Below are 15955 nucleotides of genomic sequence, written 5' to 3' on the forward strand. Positions count from 1 at the left end.
GGCTTCGGCAAGCCCATCGGAGAAGCACCTGACACGCAGCACCACACGCGGGGCCCGGCCCACCCGGGCCGGGTCCCGCACCAGGGGGAGGAGAGCACCGCGGTGAACACGCGGCATACAGTCACCCGCATGACCACGGCCGACGCGTCCCGCACCCCGCGCCGCCGTCCCGGCCGTCCTCGAGGCAGCGGCGGTGCCGACACCCGCGAGCGCATCCTCGCGGCGGCCGCGACGCTGTTCGCCGAGACCGGCTACCGGGGCACGTCGATGGTGGCGGTCGCCGAGGCGGCCGGCCTGAGCCAGACGGGGCTGCTGCACCACTTCCCGTCCAAGGAGCTGCTCCTCGCCGGCGTGCTGCAGCGCCGCGACGAGCAGGACCGCGCGGCCCTCGACCTCGGGCACGAGCCCCGCGGGTGGGAGGTGCTCGACCAGCTGGTCGCCCTGGTCGACCACAACACCCGCCGCGAGCCGTTCGTACGGCTGTTCACCGCCATGGCCGGCGAGGCCATCGACGCCGAGCACCCCGGCCACGCCTGGCTGGGGGAGCACCACCGCTACGCCACGGCGCTGGTCGCGGCAGGGCTGCGCCAGGCAGAGGCCGACGGCACCTGCCTTCCCGACGCCCCGCTGGAGCACATCGCCCGGGTGACGGTGGCGGTGATGGACGGCCTGCAGATCCAGTGGCTCATGGACCCGGAAGGGGTCGACATGGCCGGCGACTTCGCCGCGTTCGTCTCCACCGTCCGGGAGCGCTGGGGCACCGAGCCCCGGGACGAGGCGTAGCCGGGGCAGCCTGCTCAGGAGAGTCGTCGGCGGGGAGCAGCAGCAGGCTCAGGACGGGGCGTAGCGCTTCTTCAGGATCGAGCGCCTGCGGGTGCCCTCGGCGTTCTCACCCTTCTCCAGGATCGCCAGGTTGTGGAAGAAGTGAGCAGCCACGACGTGGCGGTCGCTGTAGGTCGGCTCGTAGCCCTCGTCGACGAACTCCTCGTAGTTGAGGCCGTCGACCAGGCGCTTGAGCATGGCCATCGAGGTGTCGGGGCTCTCGCGGTCCTCGCTGCCGTGCCACTCGGGCCAGTAGGAGGTCTGCAGGTCCTCGATGGCGTAGATGCCGTCGGGCTCGAGCAGCGGGAACAGCGTCTCGAAGGTCGTCACCACGTGCTCGCTGAGGTGGCTTCCGTCGTCGATGACGATGTCGAGCCGGCCGATGTGCCCGGCCACCGCGCGCAAGGAGTCCGGGTCGCCCTGGTCGCCGCGGAAGATCCGGATCCGGTCCTCCTCCAGCTTGGACTTGTCGTGGATGTCCATCCCGAAGATGTGGCCCCGCGGGAAGAACTCCTTCCACATCCTCAGGGAGTGGCCGCCCTTGGCCGGGTCGGAGTAGCCGCCCACGCCGATCTCGAGGAGGTTGACCGGTTCGTCGCGCAGGTGCTCGAGGTGGCGGTGGTAGTGCTGCGCGTACCGGTGGGTGCCCCACTTGTCGGTGCCGTGCTTGCGGGCCAGCGCGACGAGGTCGGGCCGCGACCGGTCGAGGTTCCGGCGTGCGTCGTCCTTGTGCTGCTCGTACTCGGTGACGACCCGGGCCAGTCGGCGTGAGTTCCGGCGAAGCGTGCGGCGGGCCGTGCTGCGGAGCGAGGCGCTGTCCATGACGCGATCCTGCCGTCCGTGTCAAGGCTTGCCGCGACTACGGTGAGCCGGTGCTGACGTTGCGGCCCGGGGAGGAGAGCCGGCGGATCCTTCGGCTGGCGGTCCCCGCGTTCCTCGCCCTCGTGGCCGAGCCGCTGTTCCTCCTGGCCGACTCGGCGATCATCGGCCACCTCGGCACGGGGCAGCTGGCCGGGCTCGGGGTCGCCAGCGCGACCCTGCTGACGGCGGCCAACCTGTTCGTGTTCCTCGCCTACGGCACGACGTCGATCGTCGCCCGCCAGGTGGGGGCCGGGTCTGAGCGGGGCGCCGTGGAGGCCGGCATCGACGGCACCTGGCTGGCCGTGGCGCTCGGTGGCGTGGTGGCCGTGGCCACAGCGCTGGCCGCCGAGCCGCTGTGCCGGCTGTTCGGCTCCTCAGAGGCCGCACTCGGCTACGCGACCACCTACCTGCGCATCTCCTCGGCCGGCATCCCGGCCATGCTCGTCGCCCTCGCGGCCACCGGCGTGCTGCGCGGCCTGCAGGACACCCGCACCCCGCTGGTGGCGTCGGTCGCCGGTTTCACGTCGAACATCGTCCTCAACCTCGCGCTCGTCTACGGCCTGGGCTGGGGCATCGCCGGCTCGGCGTGGGGCACCGTGATCGCCCAGACCGGCATGGCGACCGGGCTGGTCGTCGTGCTGGTGCGGCACGCCCGGCGGGCCGGCGCGCACCTGAGCCCCCACCCCGGCCGCGTGCTGCAGGCGGCCGTGACCGGCATACCCCTCCTGGTGCGCACGCTGGCGCTGCGCGCCATCCTCCTCGTCACCACGTGGGTCGCGGCCGGCATGGGCGACGTGCCGCTCGCGGCGCACCAGGTGGCGGCCACGGTCTGGTCGTTCCTCGTCTTCGCGCTCGACGCCCTCGCGATCGCCGCCCAGGCACTGACCGGCAAGGCGCTCGGCGCCGGCGACGTGCCGGCCGCACGGTCGGCCACCGGCACCATGGTGCGCTGGGGCGTCTGGGGCGGAGCGGTGCTCGGCGTCCTGCTGCTGTCGGTGCACACCGTGGTGCCGGCCGCGTTCACCGACGACGAGGCGGTGCGCTCGGCACTCGCCGCCGCCCTGGTGGTCGTGGCCCTCGGGCAGCCGCTCTCGGGCTTCGTGTTCGTCGTCGACGGCGTGCTCATCGGTGCCGGCGACGGCCGCTGGCTGGCCAAGGCGATGGTCGTCACCCTCGTGCTCTACCTGCCGATCGTGCTCGCTGTGCACGCCTCCGCGAGCGCGCTGCTCGGTGACGGCGGGGTGGCCGGCCAGGCGCGTGCGCTCTCGGTGCTGTGGGTGGCCTTCACCGCGTTCATGGCGATCCGTGGGGCACTGTTCTGGTGGCGGGTGCGCGGCGACCAGTGGGCCGTCACCGGCGCGGCGCGCTGAGCAGCCCAGCCCCGACGGGATGGCGCCCCCGGCACGCGCACGCGGCCGAGTCTCGGCCGAGTCTCAGCCGATGCCGGTCGCGGCCTCGCGGCGCGGGTCGGCGGCCGCGCTGAGCCGGCCGTCGCCCGACCGGTGCGCGGCGCCCACGCCACCGAAGAACATCGAGTGCATCGGGTGCTGCACCGTGTCCATCCCCGACTCGTCCGCCGCCGCCCGCATCTCCGGGTCGTCCTCGTGCTCGAGCCGGTGGGCCCCACCGTCGAGCACGCGCACGTGCAGGCGCGGCCGGTCGATCGACTCCTGGAGCCCGACACCCATGAGGCAGTAGCGCGCCAGCACCTGCATGAGGGCCGTCGTGATGCGGTCGGCTCCCGGAGTGCCGATCGCCAGCGTGCCGCCGTCGGTGCTGCGCCCCACCGAGGGCGCCATGTTGGAAGCCAGCCGGGTGCCGGGAGCGAGGGCGTGCAGGCCGAGGCGGTTGAGCTCCGGCTCGCCGAGGCAGTTGTTGAGCATCAGGCCGGTGCCCGGCACGGTCGCCCCGGCGCCGTAGCCGCTGGAGGCCGTGATGGCGCAGGCCCGTCCGTCGCTGTCCACCGCCGAGACGTGGGCGGTCGACGACGAGGTGGGCAGCCCCGGCAGGCCGTGGCGCTGCACCGTCTCGAGCAGCGCGTAGCCGTCCTCCTCGAGGTCCTGCGACAGGTCGTGCACGTGGTGGCGGTAGGACAGCACGTGACGCTGGATCTCGATGACGTCGAGCCAGGTGCGCCCCTCCCGCGCGGCGAGCTCGCCGAGCATGACGGCGAGCATGGGCCCTCCGACGGAGGGCGGCGGGTTGGTGGCCACCTCCCAGTCGCCGAGCCGCAGGGTGAGCGGCGTGCGCACGACCGCCCGGTATGCCGCGAGGTCGGCTGCCGTGAGCAGCCCACCGCGCGCGGCAGAGTCCGCTGCGATCCTTCCCGCCAGCTCACCGGTGTAGACGGTCTGGGAGCCCTGCTCGCCAATCAGGTCGAGGGTGTCGGCCAGGTCGGGCGAGCGCACCCGGTCGCCGCCCTGCAGCGGGGACCCGTCGTCACGGGTCACCAGCGGTCGGGTGTGCTCGTCCCACCCGAAGACGTTGTCGGCCGTGATCGCGAGGTAGCTCGCCGCGGCGGCGCCGATGTGGAACCCCGAGCGCAGCTCCGCGGCGGCAGGGGCCAGCACGTCACGCCAGGCAGCGCTCCCGTGGCGCTCGTGCGCCAGGCCCAGTGCCGCGAAGGCGCCGGGCGTCGCCACCGAGCCGTGGCCGGCATACAGGGTGATGCCACCGCCGTAGGCGACGCTGAACTCGCGCAGGCCGGAGCCGAAGCGCTCCGGTGGCTGGTCGCGGCCCGGCATCTCGACGTTGCCGTCGATGACCTCAGGCTCGCCGTCCGCGGGCCAGATGGTGACGTAGGCGCCGCCGAGCGCGCTCACGATGCCCGGCTCGGTGCTCATCGCCGCGACCATGGCGGCGATGGCGGCGTCGACGGCGTTGCCCCCGGCGCGGGCGGCGGCCAGTCCCGCCTCCACCGCCACGGGACCGGTCGCTGCCACCGCCACCTGTCGGCTCACCCCAGCATCCTGCCCTGCCTGGCCCGAAAGGTCTCGGGGAGAGCGGGGTGGTGCGGTGGTCAGCGGGTGGTGAGGCGCAGCGTGAACTCGGCGGTCTTTCCCTCCCCGCGGGTGCTGAAGCCGAGCGCGGAGAAGGGCTCGAGGTTCTTGCGCGTCTCGGCGCCCATCTCCTTCTGGTGGGCCTTCAGCAGGCCCGCGATGTCGAACCACGCCACCGCGCGGGCGTCCTTGGCGCCCGGGACGGCGTCGCGGAACGAGCGCTGGTCGCCCAGGCCGCCGCCCGAGGCGAGCTCGCGGGCGTAGCCGTCGGTGGTGGCGACGACCGGGTCGCCGCCGGCGGTCGACTGCCGGAGACCCGGCTCCTCCATGCCGCTCTTGCGCAGGGCCGCCACGACCCGGCTGACCGCGGCCGGGTCACCGCCGGTGCGCACGGCGACCTTCACCGTGTCACCGTCCATCCCGCCGTAGGCGACGGTGGCGTGGTCGCCCAGCGCCGCCTTCAGGTCGTCGGGCAGCTTCAGGCCGAGCTCGGAGCCGGCCTGCTTCATCTGCCGGGTGAGCTCCTTGCTGCTGGTGAGGCTGGAAGCCACCTGGTCGCCGGCGCCGTCGAGGCCGAACGCGGCCAGCGTGCCGCCGGGCAGGTCGGTGACCCCGGTGCCCCCGCCGTGCTTCTTTGGCCAGGCGAGCGGCATGTCCGTGACCCGGCCGGCGAGCTCGAGGCTGGGTCCGGCGAACCGGAGCGCCACGGCGAGGCGGCCACCCCGCGGTGCGTCGGACGCCGGGGCGGTGCCGAGCAGGCCCGTCGCGAAACCTGATGCCAGCCGGGCACTGTCCGCCATGTCGCCAACCCGCTTGAGGTCGACCCACGCCGCGGCGACGCCGTCCTCACCCAGGGCCTGCATGTCGGCCGAGAAGCCCGGGGCGTCCGCCAGGGAGGTGCCCTGGTCGGCCTCGGTGAGGAGGGTGACGGTGGTCTGGTCCTCGCTGCACACCGCGAAGTGGTCGCGCACCCCGCACGTGGTCTTGGACTTCCCCTTGAGCTGGGGCAGCGCCGCCTTGGCCTTGTCCTCGTCGGTGACCGCGAGCACCATCACGGCGATCGGCTTGTCCTTGGCAGTGGCGCCGGGCAGCAGGCCGACGCCGAACCGGTCGCCGATCCACGGGGCGACGTCGCTGTCGTAGCGCAGTCCCTTGAAGCCGCCGTCCTCCTGCATCTTCTCGAACGCCAGCTTGCGCAGGTCGGAGGTCTCGGTGACCTTGCCCTTGGCGTCGGGGAAGCGCATGGCGAACCGCACGGCCGCCAGCTTCTGCGCCCCGGACGGGTTCATGTCGACCTTGGCGAACGCGATGGTGTCGGCGGGCAGGATGCTCTCCGGCTGCGGCCCACCGCCGTTCAGCTTGCTGAAGGCCAGCCACCCGCCGCCGACCACCGCGGTGCCGCCGACGATGGCGACGAGGCCTCCGACGAGCGCCAGGGTCTTGACCCTGCTCCCGGACTTCTGTCCCGGGTCCCCGACGACATCGGGCATCACCAGCTGATCCATTGCTCCCCCTGCTTCCCCCGTGCTGCATCCCCAGCGTGGACTGCCGGGGACAGTAGCGGCCGCGAGGAGTCGGTGGCACCGAAACCGCCCAAGGGTCAGCGGTTCGGACGAGGCACCGCCAGCGCAGGACATCGGTGGCGCGGGCCACTGGCGTGGAGCGGCATGACCACGCGCGCCGCCTAGACTCGCCCGGTGACTGCCCTGCTGCTCGGTGTGGCGGCACTGCTGATCGGCTACCCCAAGACCTCGATCGGCGGCCTGGCCAGCATCTCCATCGCCATCTTCGCCAGTGTCATGCCGGCACGTGAGTCCACCGCAGCGATCCTGCTGCTCCTCATCGTCGGCGACGTGGTGGCGGTCTGGCACTACCGCAGGCACGCGGACCTCGGCCTGCTGCGGCGGCTGATCCCGGCCGTCCTGCCCGGCCTGGTGCTCGGCTCGCTGTTCCTGGCCGTCGTCGACGACGGCGTGCTGCGCCGCTCTATCGGCGTCCTGCTGCTCGCCATGGCCGCGCTGCAGCTGGTGCTGCGGTGGCGCAGCCCGGACCCCGACGCCGTCGGCACCTCGCGGACGGCCGCCGTCGGCACCGGGCTCGGGGCCGGTTTCGCCACCATGACGGCCAACGCCGCGGGCGCCGTCATGACCCTCTACCTCGTGGCGCAGGGCGTCGAGAAGCGGCGGTTCCTGGGCACCGCGGCGGTCTTCTTCTTCGGCGTCAACCTCTGCAAGGTGCCGTTCAGCGCCGGGCTGGGACTCTTCAGCTCGACGACGCTCGTGCGCACCGCGCTGCTCGCGCCGGTCGTGGTCCTCGGGGCGTGGGCCGGGCTCCACACGGCCCGGCGGCTGAGCCAGGCGCGGTTCGACCAGGCGGTGCTCGCCGCCACCGTGGTCTCGGCCCTGGCGCTCGTGCTGCGGTAGGCCCCGGGTGCGGCCGCCCGTCCCCGTCGTCCCGCCCGACGTCGGCCACGGATCATCCCCGCCGGACGTCCAGGGACACGTATGCCGTGCCCCTCACGGTGAGGGGCACGGCATACGGCGGTGTGGTCCGTCAGGGCGTCGGGATGCTCCAGATCCCGCGACCGTGCGTCCCCACGTAGAGGTTGCCGTCCGGGCCGGCCTCCACGTCCATGACCACGGTGGTGGGCAGCCCGGTTCCGAGCACCTTCCACGACGTCGCACCGGGAGCCCGGTAGAACGCCGTGAGGTCGGTGCCGAGGACGAGCCCGCCGTTGGACAGCCGCTTGACCGCGTTGGCCGGCACGTCGGGCAGGTTGCCGCTGATGTCGCTCCAGTGCGCGCCGCCGTCGGTCGTCTCGTAGACGTGGCCGACACCGGCACCCGGACCCTCGGTGAACCGACGCGAGAAGCCGTTGATCGCGGCATACGCGTGGTTCCCGTTCGCCGGGTCGACAGCCAGGCCCTGGACGAAGCGGTTCGGGAACGAGGAGTCCAGCGTCAGCTGGTGCCACGTGCCGCCGGCGTTGGTGGCGATGCCGCGGGCAAAGCCGGCGTTGTTGCACGGACCGCACCAGGACACATACGCCGCGCCGTTCTCCATCGCGACCGCGGTGGCCGAGTGCCCGGCGCCGAGGTCGAACTGCTTCTTCATGACGCTGGCGTCACGCGCCTTCCACACGTCGGACGCGGTCCAGACGTACTGGCCGCCGAAGATGGCGTTGTCCGGCTTGGACCCGTCGAGCCCGATCGGGGCGATGAACCGCGGGTTCGGGTCACTCGGGTCGAGCGACCACGACGACGCGTCGGCCTCGCTGGTCGCACCGGGGTTCTCGGCGCAGTTGTTGGTCACCTTGACCGACAGGTAGACGTACTCCTGCAGCTGGTTGCAGCCGTTGCGCGGGTCAGCGGCGCCGTCGCCACCGTCGCCACCGAAGTTGGAGCCCATCTCCGTGTCGCCGTTGCTGCCGTTCGCTGCCACCTTGCGCAGGTTGGAGACGCCGTTGTCCTGCAGGCCGCCGGAGACGACCACACCGGTCCCCGAGGGGTCCTTGCCCACCGAGGCGGAGTAGTACTGCAGGGCGCCGAGCGTGCCGTCCTTCGACACCGACACCAGGTCGGTGGCGTTGCCGTTGGCGTTGACCTGGCCGTTCACAGGACGTCGGTAGACGCCACCGTCGTTGCCGAAGAACACCACGGGGGTGCCGCCGGCGCTGCCGACCGTCACCGAGTGCTGGTCGGGGTGACCGGCCAGCGGGCAGGTGTTCTTCCCGTCGTCGATGTTCCAGCACGGGAAGTAGAAGTTCCAGTACGGCGACACGGCCGACCAGTGCGAGCCTGCGTCCTTGGTCTCGAAGACCTCTTCGAGCCCGGCCCAGACGTGGTCGGCGTTCGCCGGGTCCACCTGCAGGAACTGGTTGTACCAGGCCTGCACCCCGACGCCGTAGCCCTTGCGGTCCAGCGCCGAGCCGCTGTTGTGCAGCTGCTGCTGGTTGGCGATCTGGTTCCACGGCCCGTTCGGCGAACCCGTCTTGGAGACGAAGATGCCGGCCAGAGAGGACGACCCGGCGATCTTGCTCGGCTGCTGCACCATCGCGTAGAGCCGGTCGCCGGTCTTGCTGAACGCGAACGTGGTGTAGCCCACGTCGCTCGTGTTGGTGATGCCACCGAGGGTCACCGAGAGCTTCTGCCAGCTCGACGGGCCCTTGGTGAAGTCCTTGGTCTCGTAGAACCCGTTGTAGGTGTCACCCGAGCGCCAGCCGATGGCGGCGATCACGTGCTTGGGGTTCTTGGGGTCGACCGCGATGTCGTTGACGATGTTCTTGTAGGCCGCGTTGGTCGGCCCGGAGGCGGTGTCCCCGGACCAGTTCGACCCGGCGGGGACGAGGACCTTGCCCCCGTCGTCCTTGATCTCGGGCATCCACGACATGTTGGGCGCGAAGCCGAAGCTCCAGTCGCCCTTCGCGGAACCGGCCGCGTGGTACCAGATGCCGCGGTTCGTAGCGGCGAAGACGGTCGACCCGCCGCCCCAGCGCAGCCGTCCGATCGTGGTCGACTCCAGCTCCTTGCCACCCACCCGGTCGGAGGGGCTGAAGGACCCGGTGGTCGGGTTGCCGAGCCGGTAGACCCCGGCGCCGACGTAGGACGTGCCGCCGGTGTTGGCCTCGCCGGTGGCGAACCACAGCGAGCCGTCGCTGCCGGCCAGCTGCAGGTCTCCGCCGCTCAGGGACGGGAGCGCGTCGGCGATGGGCGTCCAGGCCCCGCCACCCTGGCTGGAGCGCCAGACGCCGCCGTCGGCACCCGCGGCATACACGTGTCCGGAGGTGTCGGCCGCCAGGCCGGTGACGCGTCCGGTGACGTGGCCTGCTCCCCCACTGGAGTTGGAGTACCAGTCACGGTAACGCGGGTCATCGGCGTTGTACGGCACCTTGGTGACCTCTTGCCACGTGCCATCGGTGTGCGGCAGGGAGGACAGCTGCGTGAACGCGGTGCCGTAGGCACCGGGCGCCACGATGCCGGGAGCTGTGCGCGCCTGGGCGAACTGCTCGGCGAGGGTGGCCGCCTCCTTGGACTCCTTCTGCGCCTCGGCGGGGTTGCCGCCGGCGATCATGAGCGCCTTCTCCATGACGGCGGCGTTGTAGCCCCGTCCCTCGAGCTGGTGCTCCATCCACTTCTCCCGGAGCTCGTAGCGTCCGAGGTAGCCGCCGGCCGCGGTGGCCGCCAGGGCCAGTCCGAGTGTTCCGGCGATGATGCTTCTTCGCGTGGTGCGCGGTACTCGCATGACGTCCCCTCCTGGGAGACCCGGTGGGGGCGAAGGCCCCCGAGTGGTGGGGCCCGCTGCTCGACCCCCTGCTGCGGCACCCCAACCCACCGGGGAGCCGAGCGGACACTACTCCTCCCAAGGCCGGCACTGGAAGATGCAGATTGGTATTCCTTTACAACCTTCCCCGTCGGAGCGCTCCTCCCCGGCGCGCTCGCCCGCCGGGCTCCTCAGCCGGTGCCGGGGAGGGCCGTGCGGTCGGCGAGGTCGACCCGCACCGGCTCGCCGGTGTGGAGCGACTCCATGCCCGCCTGGCAGACGGCCGTGGCGGCATACCCGTCCCACGCGGTGGGTCCGACGACCTCGCCGCGACGACTGGCGTCGACCCACGCCTGCACCTCGAGGTCGTATGCCGCGGCGAACCGCTCGCGGTAGTCACCGGGCACGACGCCTCCCCACAGACCCGGCCCGGCCGCCCCGTCGCCCGAGAGGCGGGTGGTCGACAGCCCGCCTCCGTTCTGGCCGACGGTGACGGTGCCGCGCTCGGCCACTGCCTCGCACCGCACCTCGTAGCCGACCTGCGAGTTGACGAAGACCTCCGTGGTGACCAGTCCGCCGCCCTCCATGCGGAAGACGGCCACCTGCGGGTCCACCACGCCCGGCTGCGCCGCCCGGGTCGGTGCCGGTGAGAGGACCGTGATCTCGGTGATCTCCTCACCGAAGAGGAACCGTGCGACGTCGACCTCGTGGACGAGCGAGTCGCGGACGATCATCTCGCTCCGGAACGACGGGTCGGGCACACTCTTGTTTCGGTGGATGTTGTGCAGCAACAGCATCCGCCCCAGGTCGCCGCTGTCGACCATGGCCTTCAGCCGCACGTAGTCCGGGTCGAACCGGCGCATGAACCCGACCTGCACCAGCGGTCGGCCGCCCTTTTGCTCGGCCTCGACCAGCCTGAGCGACGACTCGCTGTCCATGGTCAACGGCTTCTCGCACAGGGTGTACCTGCCGTGCTCGAGGCAGGCGAGCACCTGCTCCTCGTGGACGAACCCGGGCGAGGCGATGAGCACCGCGTCGATGTCGTCCGCCGCCACCAGGTGCAGCGGGTCGGCAATGCTGCGCACGCCCTCGAAGCGTGCCGCGAGCTGTTCGGCCCGGGCGGTGTCGGGGTCCGAGACCGCCACGAGCTCGGCGCCGGCGATCCGGTGTGCCAGGCGCTCGGCGTGGTCGGCGCCCATGGTGCCGACGCCGATGATGCCGACCCGCAAGGGGTTCGTCACGAGCCACCACCGGAGGTGGTGTGCGTCGGGGCGAGCAGCGGCCGCTGATGTGCCTTGTGCTCGGTGTACTCCGTGTAGGCGTTCCGCGTGCTCTCGAGCTCGGACACCTCGCTGACCGGCACGTCCCACCACGACGCGCTGTCGGGCGCGTAGACGGTGGGATCGGTCTCGACGTGGATGACGACAGGGCCGCCGTCGGCCGGCCACGCCTTGGCCTCCTTGATCGCCTGGGTCAGCTCGTCGGCGCTGTGCACCTCGATGACGTGGGCGCCGAGACTGCGCGCGTTGGCGGCGAGGTCGAGCGGCAGCTTCTCGCCCTCGAGCCGGCCGCTGGAGGCGTCGCGGTACCGGTAGCGCGTGCCGAACCTCTGCGACCCCAGCGACTCCGACAGCGAGCCGATCGAGTGGAACCCGTGGTTCTGCACCAGGACGACGACGACCTTGAGCCGCTCCTGCACCGCGGTGACCAGCTCCGTCGGCATCATCAGCCACCCACCGTCGCCCACCATCGCGAAGACGTCGCGGTCGGGCTCGGCCATCCGGATCCCGATGGACGCAGGCACCTCGTATCCCATGCAGGAGTAGCCGTACTCGACGTGGTAGCCCTTGCGGTCACGGACCCGCCACAGCTTGTGCAGGTCACCCGGCATCGAGCCGGCGGCGCACAGCACCACGTCACGTGCGTCGGTCAGCTCGTTGACGGCGCCGATCACCTGGGCCTGCGTGAGCAGTCCGGGGGCGAGGGCGCTGGTGACCAGCTCCGACGGGTGGTAGGCCGCCTCGACCCGCTCGTCCCACTCGGCCCACAGCTCGGCCTGCCGCTCGCGGTAGCCCGGCTCGACGGCATACCCCTCCAGCGCCGCACCCAGCGCGGTGAGGGCGTCGCGCGCGTCGGCCACGATGGACAGGCCACCCTGCTTTCCCGCGTCGAGCCGGGCGACGTTGATGTTGATGAACCGGACTCCGTTGTCCTGAAACGCGGTTCGCGATGCGGTGGTGAAGTCGCTCCACCGCGTGCCCACGCCGATGACGAGGTCGGCCTCGGCGGCGAGGGCGTTCGCGGCGGTCGTCCCCGTGGAGCCCATGGCCCCCATCGCCTGCGGGTGACCGTGCGGCAGCGACCCCTTGCCCGCCTGGGTCTCACCCACCGGTATGCCGGTCTGCTCGCAGAGCGCCCGCAGCGCCTCCTCGGCGCCGGAGTAGTGCACGCCGCCTCCCGCGACGACGAGCGGCCGCTTCGCGGCCCGCACCAGGGCTGCCGCGTCGTCGAGGTCGACCTGCTCGGCCGGCGGCCGGGCGATCCGCCACACCCGGTCGTCGAAGAGCTCGACCGGCCAGTCGAACGCCTCGGCCTGCACGTCCTGCGGGAGCGCGATCGTGCAGGCGCCGGTCTCGGCCGGGTCTGTCAGCACCCGCATCGCGCCGAGCAGGGCGGCGGGCAGCTGCTCGGGCCGGTTCACCCGGTCGAAGAACCTCGACAGCGGGCGGAAGGCGTCGTTGACGGTGACGTCGGCGGCGGACGGCTGCTCCAGCTCCTGCAGGACCGGAGCCGCGACGCGGCTCGCGAAGGTGCCGGAAGGCAGCAGCAGCACCGGAATCCGGTTGATGGTGGCCAGCGCGGCACCGGTGAGCATGTTGGTCGAGCCGGGGCCCACGGAGGCGGTGCAGGCCCAGGCCTGCAGCCGGTCCTTCTGCCGCGCGTAGGCGACCGCGGTGTGCACCATGGCCTGCTCGTTGCGGGAGAGCACGTAGGGCAGCGGGTTGTCGGACTCGTGCCCCTCGTGCTCGAGCTCGCTCTGCAGCAGCGCCTGCCCGAGGCCCGCGACGTTGCCGTGCCCGAAGATGCCGAGGCACCCGGCGAAGAGCTTCTGCCGCCGGCCGTCCCGTTCGCTCCACTGGTGCGAGAGGAAGCGCACCACGGCCTGGGCCACGGTCAGCCGCACCGTCTGCTGGTCAGTCATGACTGTCCTCCCAGGGGGAGTCGGGGGTCGACGTCCTGCGTCGTCCAGGTCTGGCGCACCCAGCCGTGGGCCGGGTCGTCACAGATGAGCCAGGCCCGTTGGTCACCGGGGCCGGACATGACGTTGAGGTAGTACAGGTCGTAGCCCGGCGGGGCCATCGCGGGTCCGTGCCAGCCGTGCGGCACCAGCACGACGTCACCGGTGCGCACCTCGGCCACCACGTCGATCGGCCTGTCATCGGTGCCGTAGACCCGTTGGTAGCCAACGGGATCTGCGCCCTCCGGTGCGGGAGCCCCGGCCTCGACCTGTGTCTCGAAGTAGTAGATCTCCTCGAGCTCGGTCTCGACGCCCTCGCGCTCCTCGTCGTGCTTGTGCGGCGGGTACGAGCTCCAGTTGCCGGCCGGCGTGACGACCTCGCAGGCGATGAGGGAGTCGGCGTCGAGCACCCCCGGGATGCCGAAGTTGCGCACCTCCCGGCTCGCGGTGCCGGCACCGCGCAGCTCGACCGGCACCTCGGCCGCCTCGACGTGGCGGAAAGACGGCGTGTGCGGTGCGGCCGCCTGCGCGCCACAGACGGCCACGCGAGCCGGTCCCCCGGTGGCCGTGACCGTCAGAGCCGTGTCACGGGTGACGTAGGCGACGTCGGTCGGCCCGGCGAACACCGACGGCCGGCCGGCGAGCACGGCCTTCCCGTGCCCGCACTCCACGGTCACCGACCCCGAGAGCGGCACCACCAGGTGCTCCCACTCCCCGGCCGGGACCTCGCGGCTCTCCCCCTCGGCCAGCCGCGCGGCATACAGGCTGGTGTGCCGCCAGCCCTCGATGCCGTCGTCGATGACCACGTCCCAGCCGTCCTGCCGGGTCGACCCGAACGCGCGCACCCAGCGCTCGTTGTCGGCGCCGCTGCCGTTCACCGTGCACCCCCGTGGACCAGTCGGGCAGCCAGGTCGACGGCCGCTGCCACGTCACCGTCGGGTGGGTACAGGAGGGCGCGGCCGACGACGAGCCCGCGCACGGCCGGCAGGTCGAGCGCCCGCCCCCAGGAGGCGTAGGTGTCCTTCGGGTCGCCCTGCGGGTCACCGCCCAGCAGCAGGGTCGGCAGGGTCGTCGCGTCCATCACGCGGGCCAGGTCGTCGACCACCGGCAGCTTCAGCCAGGTGTGGGCGCTGGTGGCGCCGAGGCCGGACGCGATGTGGATCGACCTGATCGTCGACTCGGGGTCGAGGAGGTTGGTCACGCGGCCGTCGCGCCGGGTCGACAGGAACGGCTCGACCATCGCCATGAGCCCGTGCTCGGCCAGCTCGCTGACCGCGGCCGCGCTGGCCTCCAGCGTCGCGACGGTGCCGGGGTCGTCGAGGTCGATCCGGGTCAGCATCTTGCCGCCGTCGAGGCCGGCGGCGGCGATGTCACGGGCCCGGTAGGCGGTGAACCGGTCGTCGAGCTCGAACGAGGAGCCCTGCAGCCCACCGCGGTTCATCGAACCGATGACCACCTTGTCCTCGAGCACCCCGAGCAGCAGCAGGTCGTCGAGCACGTCGGGGGTGCCGAGCACGCCGTCGACGCCGGGGCACGCCACCGCGGTGGCGAGCCGGGCGAGCAGGTCGCTGCGGCTGGCCATCGCGACCGGGTCGTCGCGCACGCCCAGCGAACCGCGGGCCGGGTGGTCGGCCGCCACGATGAGCAGCCGTCCGTCGGGGCCGACGAGCTCGCGGCGCCGCCGGGTGGCCCAGGCGTGGGCGATGCGGTGTGGCTCGCGCACCCGGATCTCGGTCAGGTCGGCGACCGAGACGGTCGGGCTGGTCGGACTGGTCGACATCACGCCTCCCGACTTCCCGGGGCGGCCTCGATGGGCGCGCGTGTGGCGAGGTGGTCCTCGACCTCGGCCTCGGTCGGCATGGCCGTCGAGCACTCCAGTCGGGAGGCGACGATGGCCCCGGCGACGTTGGCGAACTCGAGAACGCGGCGCAGGTCCCAGCCGTTCAGCAGGCCGTGGCAGAGCGCGCCACCGAAGGCGTCACCCGCACCGAGCCCGTTGACCACCTCCACCGGGAACGGCGGAACCTCCACCCGCTCGTCCCGGGTGGCGGCCAGCACGCCCTTGGGTCCCTGCTTCACGATCGCGAGCTCGACCCCCCGCTCGAGCAGGGCGTCGGCCGCCCGCTGCGGGTCGGTCTCGCCGACCGCGACCTCGCACTCCTCGCGGTTGCCCACCGCGACCGTCACGTGCTCGAGCGCCTTGGCCACCTGGGCGCCGGCCTCGTCGGGGTGCGGCCAGAACATCGGGCGGTAGTCGAGGTCGAGCACGGTGTGGCGGCGCCGCCCACGGGCCTCCCAGGCGGCGAAGTGGGCGGTGCGGCTCGGCTCCTGCGAGAGCCCCGTGACGGTGGCCCAGAAGATGCGCGTCTCGCGAATCGCCTGCAGCGGCAGCTCGTCGGCCTCGATCAGCAGGTCGGGCGCGATCGGGTAGCGGTAGAAGTAGAGGGGGAAGTCGTCGGGGGGGAAAGCCTCGCAGAACGTCACCGGCGTGGGCGGCCCGTCGACCTCCGTGATGAAGACCGGGTCGACGCCGAGCCGCGCGGCCTCGGCCTTCACGTAGCGCCCGAACGGGTCGTGGCCGGTGCGCGTGATGAGCGCCGCCCGGCGCCCGTAGCGGGCCGTGGCCACCGCGACGTTGGTGGCGCTCCCGCCGAGGAACTTCTGGAAGGTCTGCACGTCCTCGAGCCCCACCCCGCTCTGCAGCGGGTAGATGTCGGCGCTGATGCGCCCCATCGCCACGAGGTCGTATGCCGTGCCGGCGTCATCCGCCGCCATC

12 protein-coding genes are annotated in these 15955 nt (G+C 72.4%); 3 read left to right on the plus strand and 9 right to left on the minus strand.

The window, feature by feature from the left end; genetic code table 11:
• The first annotated feature begins 129 nt into the window (after window positions 1-129).
• Window positions 130-783: a TetR/AcrR family transcriptional regulator gene (locus tag BMW78_RS10340; protein WP_091758947.1), complete on the plus strand. Its 654-nt coding sequence runs from the start codon at window positions 130-132 to the stop codon at window positions 781-783.
• Window positions 784-831: 48 nt separating this feature from the next.
• Here BMW78_RS10340 and BMW78_RS10345 read toward each other — a convergent pair whose 3' ends face one another.
• Window positions 832-1644: a class I SAM-dependent methyltransferase gene (locus tag BMW78_RS10345; protein ID WP_245735773.1), complete on the minus strand. Its 813-nt coding sequence runs from the start codon at window positions 1642-1644 to the stop codon at window positions 832-834.
• A gap of 59 nt (window positions 1645-1703) precedes the next feature.
• On the opposite strand from BMW78_RS10345, the gene BMW78_RS10350 reads away from it, so the two are divergent.
• Entirely contained in the window at window positions 1704-3053 is a 1350-nt protein-coding gene (locus tag BMW78_RS10350; protein ID WP_425439051.1) for an MATE family efflux transporter, read from the plus strand.
• Between the two features lie 63 nt (window positions 3054-3116).
• Here the strand turns inward: BMW78_RS10350 and BMW78_RS10355 are convergent, their stop codons facing one another.
• Both BMW78_RS10355 and BMW78_RS10360 read right to left on the minus strand, forming a co-directional pair.
• Complete coding sequence (locus tag BMW78_RS10355; protein WP_245735775.1) at window positions 3117-4643, minus strand: gamma-glutamyltransferase; 1527 nt, start codon at window positions 4641-4643, stop codon at window positions 3117-3119.
• A 59-nt stretch (window positions 4644-4702) separates the two neighbouring features.
• Window positions 4703-6187: a DUF3352 domain-containing protein gene (locus tag BMW78_RS10360; protein WP_177180348.1), complete on the minus strand. Its 1485-nt coding sequence runs from the start codon at window positions 6185-6187 to the stop codon at window positions 4703-4705.
• A gap of 192 nt (window positions 6188-6379) precedes the next feature.
• On the opposite strand from BMW78_RS10360, the gene BMW78_RS10365 reads away from it, so the two are divergent.
• Window positions 6380-7105, plus strand: coding sequence for a sulfite exporter TauE/SafE family protein (locus BMW78_RS10365; protein WP_091758951.1), 726 nt, complete (start codon window positions 6380-6382; stop codon window positions 7103-7105).
• A gap of 130 nt (window positions 7106-7235) precedes the next feature.
• Here the strand turns inward: BMW78_RS10365 and BMW78_RS10370 are convergent, their stop codons facing one another.
• From BMW78_RS10370 to iolC, 6 genes are all read right to left on the minus strand, one after another.
• The gene (locus BMW78_RS10370) at window positions 7236-9923 is read right to left on the minus strand and encodes a WD40/YVTN/BNR-like repeat-containing protein (protein WP_091758953.1); all 2688 of its coding nucleotides are present in this window, start codon (window positions 9921-9923) and stop codon (window positions 7236-7238) included.
• Window positions 9924-10132: 209 nt separating this feature from the next.
• Window positions 10133-11182 (minus strand): Gfo/Idh/MocA family protein, encoded by a 1050-nt coding sequence (locus BMW78_RS10375; RefSeq protein ID WP_091758955.1) that lies wholly within the window; start codon window positions 11180-11182, stop codon window positions 10133-10135.
• On the minus strand, window positions 11179-13143 hold the full coding sequence (gene iolD, locus BMW78_RS10380; RefSeq protein ID WP_091758957.1) for a 3D-(3,5/4)-trihydroxycyclohexane-1,2-dione acylhydrolase (decyclizing): 1965 nt from the start codon (window positions 13141-13143) through the stop codon (window positions 11179-11181). Before iolD ends, BMW78_RS10375 begins: the two co-directional genes overlap by 4 nt.
• On the minus strand, window positions 13140-14057 hold the full coding sequence (gene iolB, locus BMW78_RS10385) for a 5-deoxy-glucuronate isomerase (RefSeq protein ID WP_091758959.1): 918 nt from the start codon (window positions 14055-14057) through the stop codon (window positions 13140-13142). Before iolB ends, iolD begins: the two co-directional genes overlap by 4 nt.
• Entirely contained in the window at window positions 14054-14959 is a 906-nt protein-coding gene (locus tag BMW78_RS10390; protein WP_091758961.1) for a Cgl0159 family (beta/alpha)8-fold protein, read from the minus strand. Before BMW78_RS10390 ends, iolB begins: the two co-directional genes overlap by 4 nt.
• Window positions 14959-15954, minus strand: a complete 996-nt coding sequence (gene iolC / locus BMW78_RS10395; RefSeq protein WP_091758963.1) for a 5-dehydro-2-deoxygluconokinase — start codon at window positions 15952-15954, stop codon at window positions 14959-14961. Before iolC ends, BMW78_RS10390 begins: the two co-directional genes overlap by 1 nt.
• Window position 15955: the final 1 nt, after the last annotated feature.

Origin of the sequence: Pedococcus cremeus (genome assembly GCF_900111375.1) — a bacterium.
In the GTDB taxonomy this organism is placed as follows: domain Bacteria; phylum Actinomycetota; class Actinomycetes; order Actinomycetales; family Dermatophilaceae; genus Pedococcus_A; species Pedococcus_A cremeus.